Below are 14,992 nucleotides of genomic sequence, written 5' to 3'. Positions count from 1 at the left end.
TTCTCCAAGTACGGTGGGTCCAGTCTCACCCACCGGAACGGTGTTTCTGACCAAAGTCCGGATCGTGAGACATCTATTTCACTCACCGGTTGCATCGGGTCCGGTCGCCGCCGGACGGGTGGTTCAGCCGACGTCGAGCCGCATCAGGTCGTCCTCCGTCTCCCGGCGCACGATGACGCGGCCCGCGCCGTCCGCCACGGCGACGACCGGCGGGCGGAGCGCGTGGTTGTAGTTGCTGGCCATGGAGCGGCAGTACGCGCCGGTCGCGGGGACGGCGATGAGGTCGCCGGGCGCGAGGTCGGCGGGCAGGAAGGCGTCACGGACGACAATGTCGCCGCTCTCGCAGTGCTTGCCGACGACGCGGACGAGCATCGGCTCCGCGTCGGACGCGCGCGACACCAGGGCGACGCTGTACTCGGCGTCGTAGAGCGCGGTGCGGATGTTGTCCGACATGCCGCCGTCCACGGAGACGTACGTCCGCAGGCCGTCGAGGGGCTTGATGGTGCCGACCTCGTACAGCGTGAAGGCGGTGGGGCCGACGACGGCGCGGCCCGGCTCGACGGAGAGCCGGGGCACGCGCAGGCCCGCCCGCTCGCACTCGCGCGTGACGATCTCGCGCAGGGCGGTGGCGATCTCGTGCGGCTCGCGCGGGTCGTCGGCCGGGGTGTAGGCGATGCCGAGGCCGCCGCCGAGGTCGATCTCGGGCAGTTCGACGCCGTGCTCGTCGCGGATGTCCTTGAGCAGGCCCACGACGCGGTGGGCGGCCACCTCGAAGCCGGAGGTGTCGAAGATCTGCGAGCCGATGTGGCTGTGGATGCCGATGAGGTCGAGCCCGTCGAGCTTGAGGGCGCGCCGCACGGCCTCGGCGGCCTGGCCCCCGGCCAGCGGGATGCCGAACTTCTGGTCCTCGTGGGCGGTGGCGATGAACTCGTGCGTGTGGGCCTCGACGCCGACGGTCACCCGGATCTGTACGCGCTGGCGGGTGCCGAGGCCGTCGGCGATGTGCGCGACCCGCACGATCTCCTGGAAGGAGTCGAGCACGATGCGGCCGACGCCGGCGCGGACGGCCTCCTCGATCTCCACGGCGCTCTTGTTGTTGCCGTGGAAGGCGATGCGGTCGGCGGGCATGCCCGCGGCCAGGGCGGTGGCCAGCTCGACGCCGGAGCACACGTCCAGGTTGAGGCCCTCCTCGTGCAGCCACCGCACGACGGCGCGGGAGAGGAAGGCCTTGCCCGCGTAGAACACGTCGGCGTCCGGGCCGAAGGCGTCGCGCCAGGCCTGGCAGCGGGCGCGGAAGTCGGCCTCGTCGAGGACGTAGGCGGGCGTGCCGAACTCCTCGGCGAGCCGGAGCACGTCGGTGCCGCCCACGCGGACGACGCCGTCGGCGCCTCGGGCGACGGTCTTCGACCAGACCTTGGGGTCGAGGGCGTTGAGGTCGGCCGGCGGCGGGGAGTAGTGGCCCTCGGGCAGGACGTCTCCGTGCCGGGGTCCTGCGGGGTGGGCGGAACGGCTCATGGCTTCTTCGACTCTTCTCGTCTCACAGGTACGCGGGCGCGCTGATGCCGAGCAGGGACAGGCCGCCGGCGAGCACCGTCCCGGCGGCTTCGGCGAGCGCGAGCCGGGCGCGGTGGGCGGCCGAGGGTTTCTCGTCACCGAGGGGCAGCACGGTGTGGGTCCGCGCGAGGAGGGCGTCGGCGGTACGGACGAGGTGCCGGGCGAGCCGGTCGGGCGCGCGGTGGCGGGCGGCGGCCGCGAGGACGACGGGGTAGTCGCCGAGGGCGCCGAGCAGCGAGTGTCCGTCGTCGCCCGCTGTTCCTGCCACTGCTTTTTCCGCTTCGCGGGTGTCACCGGGGGCGGCGGTGAAGCCGAGGTCCGCGGCGTTGCGGGTGAGGGCGCGGGCGCGGGCGTGGGCGTACCGGACGCGGAACAGGGGGTTGGTCTCGCGCTGGGCGAGGTGCTCCTCGCCGGTGTGCGGGTGGTCGTGGGCGGCGGGCAGGAGCAGGGCCCAGCGCGCGGCGTCACGGCCGAGGCGCAGTGGGTCCGGGTCCGCCGGGGCGGGGACCGGGCGGAGGGTGGGCAGCGGGACCGGGGGGCGTCCGTACGCGTCGACGCGTACGCCGAGGGCCTCGGTCCAGGCGGGGTCGGGGGCCGCGTCGCAGGTGACGCGGACGAGGGCGCCCTGGGAGCGCAGGACGCGGCGCGCGCTGTCGGCGACGACGGCGGCGCGGAGCTCGTGCGGGATGTGCAGCTGGACGAGTTCGCCGGTGTCCGGGACGTGGCCGTACGTCTCGCCGCGCGCGAGGATCTCGGCGACGAGCCGGGCGCCGGGGGCGCCGTCGAGGGTGATGCTGAGGAAGCCGGGTCCGGTGACGTCGGCGCGGGCGATGCCGGGCTCGGCGGCCAGGCGCGCGGAGAGGATCTCGGCGACGCGGCGCGGGGGCGCGCCCGCCTCGCGGGCGAGGGTCAGGGCGAGGTTGCTGGCGTAGTCGCCCCGGCCGCCGGGGCGCGGCCGCTCCACGTGCGCCCGCTCGGGCACGGTGGCGCTGAGCTCTCCGGCGTCCACGGCGGCGCGCAGGGCGCGCAGCACGGTGCGGGAGAGCTCGACGGGTGTCACGGGACCAGGGTAGGGGAGGCGGGGCGTCACCGGCGTGCACGGGGCACGGACCCACCGGCCCACGCCTCCCCCGTTCCCGCAGGCAGGGGGCTCGCCCGACTCCCCCGCGGCTGCGCCGCCGCGGGCGTCTGAGGCCGCCGCGCGGGTCCGCCCGGGACCGGGGCGCCGAGGTGGGGCAACGCGCCCGTCCGCCCGACATCCCGGTGTCGCACTGGCCACGCGGGCCTCGGACGGACGGCGGCCGGGTCAGGGCCCAGGGGGGCGACGCTCAAGGGATCCCGGGGGGCGCGGCCCGCGCGAGGGGGCCCGGGTCGTTCAGGGCCCCCGGTCAGGGGTGGGCGGCGCGTTCCGGGCCGCTGCCCGGGCAGCGGGATTCCACGGGGGTGTCCCCGTGGTCGTCGCGGGCCGTCAACTGGCGTACGACGGCGATGAGTTCCGCGGGCTCGAAGGGCTTGGCCAGGAACGCGTCGACGCCGACGTCAAGGCCCGCCTCCACCTCGTACTGCGTACAGGCGCTGACCACGACGAGGGGCACGTCCCGGGTGCGCGGGTCGGCGCGCAGCCGGGCGGCGGTGCGCAGGCCGTCGAGGCGGGGCATGACCACGTCCAGGGTGACGACGTCGGGCCGGACCTGGTGCACGACGTCCAGGCACTCGGCACCGTCGGCCGCGGTCACGACCTCGAAGCCCTCCAGCTCGAGATTGACCCTGATCAGTTGCCGGATGACCTTGTTGTCGTCCACAACAAGCACACGGCCGGGCACGCCTGGCACAACTCGAGAGTAGGTCGACACCCGCCGTCGCGTCCGGGTTTTCCCTACTTCCGCCACTTGCGAGGGAGCCCCGACAGGCCCGCGGGACCGCCGTCAGCTCCGCGTCTGCGCCTCGATCCCGTCGAGCAGGAACTCAAGGCCGAGGGCGAAGTTGGCGTCCCAGTCGTCGTCGGAGATGTACTGGTTCGCGGCGACCGTCGGGTACCGCTCGCGCTGGCGCTCCAGGTACTCCTGGCCCATGCGGGCCTCCTCCGCGGAGAGCCGCAGACTGGACTGGGTGGCGGTGGCACCCATCACGTGGTTGTAGAGCGCCCACGTCGCCGCGTTCAGCCGCTTCTCGGTGAGTCCCGCGCGCGCCAGGGCGGACTGCAGGAACTCCATCCAGGTCAGGAAGTTGGGCCCCATGAGGGGCCGTTGGCGCGAGGGCACGGTGGCGGCCCAGGGGTGCCGCAGCATGGCCCGGCGCCAGTCGTTGACCAGGGTGGCGATGTCCTGCCGGGGGTCGTCGCCGTGCCGGTCGGGCACCGGCGTCTCACCGAAGATCGCGTCGACGGCGAGGTCGATGACGTCGCCCTTGGTCTTCACGTGCCAGTACAGCGTCGTGGCGCCCGCCTGCAGCCGTTCGGCCAGACGGCGCATCGTCAGGCGCTCCATCCCCTCCTCGTCCAGGAGGTCGACGGCCGCGCGGACGATGCGGGCCCGGGTGAGCGGCGGCTCCCCCTTGTCCCGCTGGGGTCGCAGCCAGACGTTGCCGACCGCTCCGCCTCCCCCGCCGGACTCGCTCTTCGTGCGTTCTTTGCCTGCGATGACGTTCACCTCCACAGTCACGCGGCTCACTACGGGCGCACCATGCGTCACCGAGTGTTCGCCGGTCGAGTCTTACACGTCCGGACCACCGGTCCGGCTCCCCGGGCCCCCTCCGACCCGGTCGCCGCCGTGTTCCCCGGATTTTTTACTTCGCCTCAACTCCCTTGAAAACAAGGGCAGTTGAGGCCTCGCGAGCGCGCTCCCGGCCCGCTTTCCGTCATGGCCCGGCACGCAGAGCTGTAGTACAGTCACCGCTCACTAGAACATCGATCGAGTCACCCGACCATAGTGCGAGTAGATGTGACAGACATGAAGCAAGAGGCTCCAGCGCCGTCGGATCAGTCCGCGAAGCGCTGGTGGACCCTCCCCGTTGTCAGCCTTGCCCAGCTGATGGTCGTGCTGGACGCGACCATCGTGAACATCGCGCTCCCCTCCGCTCAGCAGGACCTGGGGATGACCGACGCCGACCGGCACTGGGTCATCACCGCGTACGCCCTCGCCTTCGGCGGCCTGCTCCTGGTGGGCGGGCGCGTGTGCGGCGCGCTCGGCCACCGGCGGGCCTTCACCATCGGCCTCGTCGGCTTCGCCCTCGCCTCCGCTCTCGGCGGCGCGGCCGGCAACGCGGGCACGCTGTTCGCCGCCCGCGCGGGCCAGGGAGTCTTCGCCGCGCTCCTGGCACCAGCGGCCCTGTCCCTGCTGATCCTGACCTTCACCGACGCGCGCGAGCGCGGAAAGGCGTTCGGCGTCTTCGCCGGTGTCGGCGCGGGCGGCGCCGCCCTCGGCGTGGTGGCCGGCGGCCTGCTCACCGAGTACGCCGACTGGCGCTGGTGCCTCTACATCAACATCCCGATGGCGGCGATCGCCCTCATCGGCATTCCGATGATCCTGCGCGACCGCCCGAGCGGGGACCTGCGCAACCTCGACGTCCCCGGCGTGCTGCTCAGCGCCGCGGGCCTGGTGGCCCTGGTCTACGGCTTCACCCAGGCCGAGCCGCACGGCTGGGGCGACCCGAAGGTGCTCGCCCTGCTGATCGGGGGCGTGCTGCTGCTCGCCCTGTTCGTCCTGGTGGAGGCCAAGTCGCCGAAGGCGCTCCTGCCGCTGCACATCCTGGTGCACAAGGCGCGGGGCACGGCCTTCGTGTCCGTGTGCGTCATGTTCATCGCGATGTTCGGCTTCTACCTGTTCGTCAGCTACTACACGCAGACGATCCTCGGCTACTCACCGGTCAAGGCGGGCATGACGCTGCTCGTGAACGCCGTGAGCACCACCGTCGGCGCGATGCTGATCGCCGGGAAGCTGCACCGCAAGGTCTCGGCGAACGTCCTGATCGCGGGCAGCCTGCTGTCCGCCGCCGCGGGCATGGCGATCCTCACCCAGCTCGAGGTGGACAGCTCGAACGTGTTCTGGGTCTATCTGACCCCGTCCATGATCCTCACCGGTATCGGCCTGGGCACGCTGCTCGCGGCCGCGACCAACATGGCGACGGCCGAGCTGGACTACACCGAGGCGGGGGTGGCGTCGGCGGCGTACAACACGGTGCAGCAGGTGGGCGCCGCGTTCGGCACCGCGCTCCTCAACTCCATCGCGACCAGCGTCACCACGTCGTACCTCAAGGACCACGGGAACCGTCCGGAGGCCTTCAACGCCGGGACGGTGCACGGCTACACCGTGGCGCTGTGGGTGGCGTTCGGCGTCCTCGTGTGCGGCGCGCTCGCCGTGGCCCTGTTCGCCAAGGGCGGCGGGCGCGCCTCCCGGGCCGAGGGCGAGGCCGTCCCCGAGACGTCCGGCGCGTCGTACTAGGCCCCGCCGGGCGGCACCACGTCGAGCCAGGTCGATCCGTACACAGCCGAACAGGAGAGGCACTGCATGCACGATGACCAGGTGGCCGCCCCCGCCACCGATGGTTTCGTACCCGTCATCGACCTGTCCGCAAGGGACACCGCTCGTGGTCGCGCCGCCGTCGCCGCGGCGATCGACCGGGCGTGCACGAGATCCGGATTCTTCGTCGTCGTCGGTCACGGCGTCCCCCGGACGCTCATCGACCGCATGTTCACGGTGACCAACTCCTTCTTCGCCCTCCCGCAGGAGGAGAAGGAGCTGGTCGCCCACCGGCCCGGGGTCTCGGGCTTCCGGCGCTCGGGCGGGTCGACCGCCCGGAGCCTGGACCAGGAGTCGCCGCCCGACCTGTGCGAGGCCTTCGCCGCGCACGTGACGGGCGAGCTGAGCGCGCGGGAGCGCGGCAGGCTCGGCGACGAGTGGGCGACCTGGACCCTGGCCAACGCCTGGCCCGCGAACCCGCCCGGCTTCAAGGAGGTGTGGCAGGACTATCTGGCGGCCATGTCCGACCTCGCGGCGGACCTGATGCGGCTCTTCGCCCGGGCGCTCGGCCTGGCGGAGGAGTTCTTCGCCGACAAGTTCGACCACCACGGCTCGTCCATCGCCGTCAACTACTACCCGCCGCAGCTTGAGGCGCCGCTGCCCGGCCAGCTCCGCCGCGGCCCGCACACCGACTTCGGCAGCCTCACCATCCTCTACCAGGAGGCCGACCGCAGCGGTCTGCAGGTGCTGCAGAGCTGGGACACCTGGCGCGACGTCCCGCCCGTCCCGGAGGGCTTCGTCGTCAACATCGGCGACCTCATGAGCCTGTGGACCGGCGGCCGTTGGGTCTCGACGATGCACCGCGTCGTCAACCCGCCGGACGGCGACACCTCGTCCCGGCTCACCATCCCGTTCTTCTACCTCCCCAACCACGACGCCACGATCGAGCCGCTGCGCCCGGGCGATGCCCCGGGCGGGTACGGCACGCCGGTGATCGCCGGGGAGTGGATGTCGAACAAGATCCGCAAGATGTTCGCCGGAACCGCTTAAGGACAGGAGGAGCCGATATCCGGCCACAGCCGATTCGCCGGTCCAGGTGCCTTCACCCCCGTAGGCGCATGGGTCGACGGATCGGCTATCCGGCTTACTCCGATGGGAAAAAACCGCGAGTTGACAGATTCAGCCACAGTGCGTGGAGAGCGCAGTCGGGGCGACTTAGGGTCAAAACCGAGATGCCGCTGCTGAATTAACGCAGTCTCCTCGTTCACCGATTGCGTCGATTTTCCGTCCGGCTCCGCGAAAAAGGAGCCGGAGGCCGTCCAGCGGATTCCCGAGAACAGTAGGGAGAGGAAACAAGCGTGAGCAGTGATCAGTTGGCCGTCACCGTGACCGACGGTTTCGTACCGGTCATCGACCTTTCCTCCCGGGACAGTGCGCGCGGGCGGGCCGCGATCGCCGAGGCGATCGGCGGCGCGCTGCGGAGTTCCGGGTTCTTCATCATCGTGGGGCACGGCGTTCCGCAGCAGCTCATCGACCGCATGTTCACGGTGACCAACTCCTTCTTCAAGCTCCCCGAGGACGAGAAGGACCTGGTCGCGTCGCGGCCCGGGGTCTCCGGCTACCGCAGGGCGGGCGGCACGCTCGCCCGCAGCCTGGACCAGAAGACACCGCCCGACCTGTGCGAGACGTTCGCCGCGCACGTGACGGGCGAGCTGGCCGACGACGAGCGCGACAAGCTGGGCGGCCAGTGGGCGAGCTGGACGCACAAGAACATCTGGCCGGAGAACCCGGCCGGCTTCAGGGACACCTGGCAGCAGTACATGGCGGCCATGGAGGACCTGGCGGCGGACCTCATGCGCCTGTTCGCCCGGGCGCTCGACCTCGATCTGGACGAGGAGTTCTTCGCCGACAAGTTCGACCACCACGGCTCGTCCATCGCCGTCAACTACTACCCGCCGCAGCTTGAGGCGCCGCTGCCCGGCCAGCTCCGCCGCGGCCCGCACACCGACTTCGGCAGCCTCACCATCCTGCACCAGGAGGACGACAAAAGCGGCCTCCAGGTGCTCCAGAACGACGGCACCTGGCGTGACGTCGCCGCCATCCCGAACAGCTTCGTCGTCAACATCGGCGACCTCATGGCCCTGTGGACGGGCGGGCGCTGGGTCTCGACCATGCACCGCGTCGCCAACCCGCCGGGCGGCGACACCTCGTCGCGACTCACCATGCCGTTCTTCTACCTCCCCAACCACGACGCCTCCATCGAACCGATGCGGCCGTTCACGGATTCTCCGGCCGTGGAGCGATTCGACACCGTGACCGTGAGCGAATGGGTCTCCCGAAAGGTGCAGAAGATATTCAGCTGACCAGCGACCGGCTCTCCGTTCCGCTCCCAGAAAGGCAGTGCACCATGCAGAAGAGCGTTCACCACGACCGCATCAGCGAGCAGTACCAGGCGTCCAGCTCGCAGTACGACAACGTCAAGAACCTGCCCTACGCCTTCGTCGAGCGCGAAACCCTGCTCTCCGGAATTCCCGAGCTGACCGGGAAGAGCATTCTGGACGTGGCCTGCGGGACCGGGTTCTATTCCCGGATATTCAAGCGCCTCGGCGCCGAGCAGGTCGTGGGCGTCGACATCGAGCAGAGCATGGTCGACGTGGCCCGGCAGATCGAGGCCGAGCGTCCGCTGGGCATCACCTACGACGCCGTGGACGCCGCGGCGCTTCCGGTGCTCGGCGCGTTCGACGTCGTGGCGCCGATCTGGGCGTTCGTCCACGCCAAGGACGCCGCCGAGTACCACGAGATGGTGGCGCGCTGTGCCGCGAACCTCAAGCCCGGGGGGTTGATGGTGGCGCTGTGCTCCAACCCCGACATCGACCTGGAGCGGATGGCGGCGTACCCGCGCTACGGCCTGTCCATCACGCCCAAGGACAAGCACGGCGACCGCCAGGTGATCCACATCGAGATGGACGTCGAGCCGCACGTCGGCTTCGACGGCTTCTTCTGGCCCGCCGGGACCACCGAGGCGGCGATGGAGAAGGCCGGACTCGTGGATGTGCGACGGCTGCCGAACCGCGCCCCCGGGCACGACATCGGGATGTCCGACAAGGGGTACTACGCCGACTTCGTGGCAAACCCGCCGTTCGCCCTCTACACGGCCGTCAAGCCGTAACCCGGTAACGGCGGAGGTCCGCGGCGCGGACCCCTTTCGAGACGGAGGAGCCAGTGCAGCTCGCCATATTCGGAGCGAACAGTTCGACCGGTCGGCACCTCACCGCGCAGGCGCTCGCCGCGGGTCACACCGTGACCGCGGCGGTGCGCCGGCCCGATGGATTTCCCCTGTCTGATCCGAAGTTGCAGACGCTCGGCGTCGATGTGTACGACAAATCGGCGGTCGAGCGCGCGATCGCGGGGCAGGACGCGGTCATTTCCATTCTGGGCATCCCGTACGGCCGCAAACCGGTGACGGTGCTTTCCCGGGGAATCACCCACATCACCGACGCCATGGCGCTTCACGGCGTCAAGAGACTGGTCACCGTGACCTCTCGACTGCTTGCCGTGCACGCCCCCAAGTCGTCCGGTGAAAAACCGCTCTACGAGCGGTTCATGTATCGCAGGGTCCTCTATCCCATCCTGACGACAATGGGCCGGACGCTCTACGACGACATGGTGCGCATGGAGCACATCACGCGCGCCACGGATCTCGACTGGACCATCGTCCGGCCGTCGGCCCTGTACAACACCGATGAGGTCAGCGCCTATCACGTCGGGCCGCCGGAGTCGCCCGGGCTCTACACCTCCCGCATTGATCTCGCGCACTCCCTGCTGCGCGAGGTCACCGACAACGCCCATGTGCATTCGACCGTCTCGGTGTTCACCACCGAGGGGGTTCCGACTTTCCGCGACGTATTGAAGAAGGAAGTCATGCGCATCGGGTCCTGGGATCACAAATAGGCGCCGGGAACCGGCGGGATGACGACACCACCCGGCAATGGGTGGTGTCGTCATCCCCACATTTGTGCGCTTGTTCCCCTGGCTTCCGGCGACCCAACGGCTTGAATTGGACCATCGGTCTTCAGCCAGTGGCAAAACCGGAACAGTTGTGTCAATCTCGATCAGGCGGCAGGACCGAGCCGCACCCTCGACGGAGAGCCTCAAGGGGGAGATGCATCCGTGCCCAAAGGATCGCAACTAACAGCATTCCTCGAAAGTCTGCACTGGTCCCTGGAGCGACTGGCACGTGAAATCAACAGGCGATACGGCGAGGGCACCGTGAGCCTGAAGGCTCCGTACGGCTGGGCGAAAGGGGCGTATCCCCGCGGCCGGGTCCCCGAGTTCGTGGCCGCGGTGCTCTCCGAGCACCTGGGCCGGTCGATCGATATCAGCCAGATCTGGCCCGAGCAGTTTCCCGATCCGGAGCCCGGTGGTACCGGCGATCCCGCGCTCGGACCGCCCTGGTCCGAGGAGCACGTCGAGCTGTTGCTCCGTCCGCTCGTCGAGCAGGACGAGCACGACGGCGCGGAGCCCAAGGGGCGCTACCGGCCGATGCCCGGCGCCGCCCTGGTGTCCCTCGCCGTGGACTGGCTGACGGCCAGTCAGACCCTGGCCTCGGGACGGACGGAGGGCGCCGAACTCAGCACGGAGATGGTGGACATGCTGATCGGCCGCATCGCCCGGCTGCGCAAGCTCAGCTCCGCCCAGAACGGCGACCTCGCCCTGCACTGGGTGGTGCACGAGCTGCGCTGGACCCTGCACCTGACCAGGAAGGCGGCGTACGACGCCCGCACCGGCCGACGTCTGTACGGCGCGATGGCCGAGCTCTCCCAACTCGCCGGCTGGCTGTCGGAGAAGCAGGGGCGGCACACCGAGAGCCAGCAGTACCTGCTCGCCGCGCTGCGCGCCTCCGGCCTCGCCGGGGACCGCAACATGGGCGCGTACGTCCTGTCCTGTCTCAGCCGCCACCTCACGAAGTGCGGCAACGGCCAGGACGCCATACGGCTGATCAAGCTCGCCGGCATCGGCTCGGACCGCACCCTTCCGGGGGTGCTGTGCCCGATGCCCGCGCCCTGGGGGACGCGCGGGCAACTGCGCCTGGGCGACGAGCCGACGGCGCTCCTCGCCGAGGAGCCCGGCGGCGAACCACGGGTGCCGCGGCAGGCCACGCGCCCGCCGGTCCCGGTGACCGACCCGGGGTCCAGAACCGTCGCTTGACGACGTGATGCCACGACGGCGCGGTGGCGGGGGTCGCGACCGCCGGGTGGCGAAGGACGGAGTCCTGGGAGTACCGAGTACGGAGTACGGAGTACCGAGTACGGAGTGCCAGCACCGGGCACCGGCGGACGGCGCCGGACTAGCGCTGCTGCTCGGGCAGTTCGAGGGAGCCGCCGAGGGTGTGGGGCGCGGCCGGGTCGTCGGCGGCGCCCCCGGAGTCGGCCGGGCCGAGGTATCCGGCCAGGGTGTACGTGCCCTCGGCCGAGCCCGAGGGCGGCGCGAAGTCCCGGGCTCCGTGCAGCCACGCCACGTAGTCGTACAGATCGGTCGCCGACATGGCGGCCAGGGTCTCGTTGCGGGCGCGGGCGTCGGCGTCGCGCGCGTGCCACAGGCGGATGCTGTCGCGGGCGAGGCGGTGCACCCGCGCGGTGCGCTCCCGGCGCGAGGCGTTGTACTGCCGCAGCCGCGCGCCGAATTGCCGGGGCGGGCAGTTGAGGAGCTCGCCGATGACCACCGCGTCCTCCAGGGCCATGCACGCGCCCTGCGCCGCGTAGTGCAGCATCGGGTGCGCGGCGTCGCCGAGCAGGGCGACCCGGCCGTCGGTCCACTCGCGCACGGGCTCCCGGTCGACGAGCACCCAGGCCTTCCAGTCCGTGCCGAGTGCGAGCAGGCGCCTGGCGGTGTCGCAGAGGACCGCGAACTGCGCGCGGACGTCGGCGGCAGGGACCGGCAGGCCGGAGAAGGTCTCGGAGGGCCGGTTCTCCACGCTGGGCGCCAGGTTGAGGTAGCGGCCGCCCGCGATCGGATAGTGCACGAAGTGCCGGCCGGGGCCCGTCCACCACGACACCGACCGGTGCCGCAGGTCCTCCGGCACGCGCTCCATGGGCACGATCGACCGGTACACGGTGATGCCCGCGTTGCGCGGCGCGCCGTCGCCGACGACCTTCGCCCGCACCGCGGAGTGCAGCCCGTCGGCGCCCACGAGGGCGTCCGCGGTGAGCACCCGCCCCTGGCCGAGCAGCACCCGCACGCCCGGCGCGTCCTCGTCCCCGCCGTGTTCGTAGCCGACGACCGGGCACGAGGCCCGCAGTTCGATCAGGTCGCTGTCCTGGCACGCCCGCAGCAGGGTGCGGTAGAGCTCGCCGCGGTGCACGACCACGTAGGCGTTGCGGAAGCGGCGGCGGTATTCCTCGCCGAGGGGCATGCTGACGACGTGGTCGCCCGTGACGCCGTCCATGAAGCGCAGCTCCTCGACGGGGACCGCGATCCGGCCGACGGTCCCGGCGAGGCCGAGCCGGTCCAGGGCGTGCATGCCGTTGGGGGCCAGCTGGATGCCCGCGCCGAGTTCGGCGAACTCCTCGCCGCGCTCGCACACCACGACGCGGTGCCCGTGGGCCGAGACGCTGAGCGCGGTGGCGAGCCCGCCGATGCCGCCACCGGCCACGACGACGGTCGTCATACCGGATCACCGACCCGGTCGGCGGCCGCTGTCGCGCCCGGGGCCGGGGCCGGGGCCGGGGGGCCGCCCGCGCGGACGAGTCCGGCCAGCTCCAGGCGCTTGATCTTGGTGGTGGCGGTCTGCGGCAGGTCCGCCCGGCGCCACTGCAGCGGCGCGGCCATCTCCGGCAGGCCTGCGGTCGCCTCGCGCCACGCGGCGAGGTCGAGCGGCCGGTCGTCCTTGGTGCACACCACCGGCAGGGGCGCGCCGTCCTCCGTCGGGATGATCACCACCTCGGCCAGCTCCCCGATCCGGGAGAACAGCCGGTCCTCCACCGACAGGGTGCTGCCGAAGCCGGGGATCTCGTCCACCTCGCGGTCCATCAGGTGCAGACAGCCCCAGCGGGTGCGGTAGCCCAAGTCGCCCATGCGCCACCAGCGTTCGTCCGCCTGCCGGCTGAACCGCTCGTCCTCGCCGAGGTAGGTACGGATGCGGCCGTCGCTGCTGATCTCGATGTAGCCCGGCGACGACGACGTCGGCCGCTTCCCGTCGCGGCTGACCACCCGTACGCCGGTCATGCCCGGGAAGGGGATGCCCACGCAGCGCCCGTCGGCGTCGGGCGAGCGGTGCTTGCCGTACGAGCGGGCGACGCTCGGGCCGACCTCGCTCTGGCCGTAGATCTGGCCGAAGCGCGGGGAGCGGCGCCGCGACGCCCCGATGAGGGTGCGCACGGTCCGCGGGTGCAGGGCGTCGAAGGTGCTGCTGAAGAGCTTGACGTTGGACAGCGGGCCGAGGTCGTCGGCGGCGAGCTCCTCCCAGCGCAGATACGTGTTCGGGTGGGCCTCCAGGACGGCGGGGCGCAGCCGGGCGAACAGCTCCGCGACGCGCCCCGGTTCGGAGTCCGCGAGGATCGCCACGGGGAAGCCGCGGAGCAGGGAGATGGCCAGGGCGGTGAACAGGCGCGAGTGCACGAACGACACGTGGATGGCCACGGGTTCGCGGCGCCGCATCAGGGCCGTCGCCAGGGCCTGCGGCCGGTAGCGCGCCTGGAGGCTGAAGGCGGTGTGGACGGCCAGCTTGGGCAGTCCTGTGGTGCCGGAGGTGTGCGTGACCAGGGTGCGGTGGTCGGGCGGCAGCTCCAGGGCGGGGATGCGCGGGGCGCCCGCCAGCTCGGCCAGGGAGGTGGCGCGCCCGTGGGTGCCGGAGGCGAGCAGCACGCGGTGGCTGAGCGCGAAGACGGCTTCGGGCAGCGTCGTGGTCAGCTTCGCGGCGTCGGTGAGCAGGTAGGGGCGTTCGACCCGGCGGAGCAGCGCGACGACGGTGTCGCCGTCAAGCTGCGGTGACAGGAGCACCGGGACGGCCCCGATCCGGGCGGCCGCGACGGCGAGCAGGGTGATGTCGAAGGCGTTGCTCTTGTGAACTACTAGATGGTCACCGGGGCGGAGCCCCGCGCGCCACAGCCGGGAGCCGAGGTCGCTCACGAGGTCGGCGACGTCCGTCATGGTCAGGCTGCGGCCCCGCTCCGGCGCGATGTCCAGGTCGTGGTCGAGGAGCAGGACGTTCGTGGGGTACTTGGCGGCGGCCCGGTCGAAGAGGGTGCCCAGCCTGATGCCGCGGTTTCCTATGCGCTGGAGAAGCATGCGTCAGCCTCTGTTCGTCGTTCAGCGGTCTTTCCGGACAAAGGGCTTCCGGACAAAGGGGTTCCGGACAGCTGCCCTTCCGGGCGGGAGCCTTTCCGGACAGGGGTTCACTCGGATTCGATGACCTTCTTCAATCGGCCGAGGGTCGCGGCCATATCCGTGCGGACCTTGGCTCCCCACTCGGTGAAGAACCTCTTCTTCTCGTCGTCGTCCATCCCGGCCGTGATGGCCTGGATGCCCTCGGTGGGGGCGCCCATGCGGAAGTGGTGGGTCAGCGTGGTGCCGCCGCCGTCGGCGGGGCTCAGGAGGAAGCTCCACACGCTGTCCTGCACCCGGCCGTCCTGGGTCCGCATGGCCCAGGAGAAGCGCCGCGGCGGTTCGGCCGCCACGACCTGGGCCGTGGTGGTCCAGGTGCCGCGGACGACCGGGGCCCACTCGACGACATCGGCGCGCCGGTGGTTGTGGCCGCGGAAGACCGAGCCCACGGTGCCGGGCTCGCCGTGGATCCATTCGCCGCCGGTGCACTCCTCGCTCCACTGGCGGCTGCGCGGCAGATCGCTCACCACGGCGAAGACATTCTCCGGCGGGCGGGCCACAGGGATTTCGACGCCGATCTCGAAGAGGGGCGCGCTTTCACGGGTAGCGGTCCGGGACATTCCTTCTGATGCGCTCATGAAAAAGATGATGGCGACGCC

The 14,992-nt window shown here is 71.2% G+C and carries 13 protein-coding genes; 6 read left to right on the top strand and 7 right to left on the bottom strand.

Annotated features, from left to right (window positions below; genetic code table 11):
* Positions 1 to 123: 123 nt before the first annotated feature.
* The 4 genes from lysA to CP982_RS28350 all read right to left on the bottom strand — a co-directional run bounded on the left by lysA (position 124) and on the right by CP982_RS28350 (position 4,193).
* Entirely contained in the window at positions 124 to 1,515 is a 1,392-nt protein-coding gene (gene lysA / locus CP982_RS28365; RefSeq protein ID WP_150513063.1) for a diaminopimelate decarboxylase, read from the bottom strand.
* A gap of 22 nt (positions 1,516 to 1,537) precedes the next feature.
* A complete protein-coding gene (gene nrtL, locus CP982_RS28360) occupies positions 1,538 to 2,614 on the bottom strand; it encodes an ArgS-related anticodon-binding protein NrtL (RefSeq protein WP_150513062.1) in 1,077 nt (358 codons plus the stop codon).
* Between the two features lie 328 nt (positions 2,615 to 2,942).
* Positions 2,943 to 3,443 carry a response regulator gene (locus CP982_RS28355; RefSeq protein ID WP_150513061.1) on the bottom strand — a complete coding sequence of 167 codons (501 nt, stop codon included), beginning with the start codon at positions 3,441 to 3,443 and terminating at the stop codon, positions 2,943 to 2,945.
* A 36-nt stretch (positions 3,444 to 3,479) separates the two neighbouring features.
* Positions 3,480 to 4,193, bottom strand: a complete 714-nt coding sequence (locus CP982_RS28350; RefSeq protein ID WP_170316666.1) for a TetR/AcrR family transcriptional regulator — start codon at positions 4,191 to 4,193, stop codon at positions 3,480 to 3,482.
* A gap of 309 nt (positions 4,194 to 4,502) precedes the next feature.
* On the opposite strand from CP982_RS28350, the gene CP982_RS28345 reads away from it, so the two are divergent.
* From CP982_RS28345 to CP982_RS28320, 6 genes are all read left to right on the top strand, one after another.
* Complete coding sequence (locus CP982_RS28345) at positions 4,503 to 5,993, top strand: MFS transporter (protein WP_184925208.1); 1,491 nt, start codon at positions 4,503 to 4,505, stop codon at positions 5,991 to 5,993.
* Positions 5,994 to 6,059: 66 nt separating this feature from the next.
* A complete protein-coding gene (locus CP982_RS28340) occupies positions 6,060 to 7,061 on the top strand; it encodes an isopenicillin N synthase family dioxygenase (RefSeq protein ID WP_150513059.1) in 1,002 nt (333 codons plus the stop codon).
* A 308-nt stretch (positions 7,062 to 7,369) separates the two neighbouring features.
* Complete coding sequence (locus CP982_RS28335; RefSeq protein WP_150513058.1) at positions 7,370 to 8,374, top strand: isopenicillin N synthase family dioxygenase; 1,005 nt, start codon at positions 7,370 to 7,372, stop codon at positions 8,372 to 8,374.
* Positions 8,375 to 8,418: 44 nt separating this feature from the next.
* Entirely contained in the window at positions 8,419 to 9,180 is a 762-nt protein-coding gene (locus tag CP982_RS28330; protein ID WP_170316501.1) for a class I SAM-dependent methyltransferase, read from the top strand.
* Between the two features lie 53 nt (positions 9,181 to 9,233).
* Positions 9,234 to 9,962, top strand: a complete 729-nt coding sequence (locus CP982_RS28325; protein WP_150513056.1) for an NAD(P)-dependent oxidoreductase — start codon at positions 9,234 to 9,236, stop codon at positions 9,960 to 9,962.
* A 219-nt stretch (positions 9,963 to 10,181) separates the two neighbouring features.
* Positions 10,182 to 11,219, top strand: coding sequence for an NsdA family TPR-like regulatory protein (locus tag CP982_RS28320; RefSeq protein WP_483409928.1), 1,038 nt, complete (start codon positions 10,182 to 10,184; stop codon positions 11,217 to 11,219).
* Positions 11,220 to 11,358: 139 nt separating this feature from the next.
* Here the strand turns inward: CP982_RS28320 and CP982_RS28315 are convergent, their stop codons facing one another.
* The 3 genes from CP982_RS28315 to CP982_RS28305 all read right to left on the bottom strand — a co-directional run bounded on the left by CP982_RS28315 (position 11,359) and on the right by CP982_RS28305 (position 14,971).
* On the bottom strand, positions 11,359 to 12,678 hold the full coding sequence (locus CP982_RS28315; protein ID WP_150513054.1) for an FAD-dependent monooxygenase: 1,320 nt from the start codon (positions 12,676 to 12,678) through the stop codon (positions 11,359 to 11,361).
* Positions 12,675 to 14,297 carry a class I adenylate-forming enzyme family protein gene (locus CP982_RS28310; RefSeq protein ID WP_150513053.1) on the bottom strand — a complete coding sequence of 541 codons (1,623 nt, stop codon included), beginning with the start codon at positions 14,295 to 14,297 and terminating at the stop codon, positions 12,675 to 12,677. The genes CP982_RS28315 and CP982_RS28310 overlap by 4 nt, the downstream gene beginning before the upstream one ends.
* Before the next feature lie 107 nt (positions 14,298 to 14,404).
* Entirely contained in the window at positions 14,405 to 14,971 is a 567-nt protein-coding gene (locus tag CP982_RS28305; protein ID WP_229878484.1) for an SRPBCC family protein, read from the bottom strand.
* Between the last annotated feature and the right edge of the window lie 21 nt (positions 14,972 to 14,992).

It is taken from the genome of Streptomyces spectabilis (assembly GCF_008704795.1).
GTDB classification, from domain to species: Bacteria; Actinomycetota; Actinomycetes; order Streptomycetales; family Streptomycetaceae; genus Streptomyces; species Streptomyces spectabilis.
This window is presented reverse-complemented; position numbering and strand designations above follow the sequence as displayed.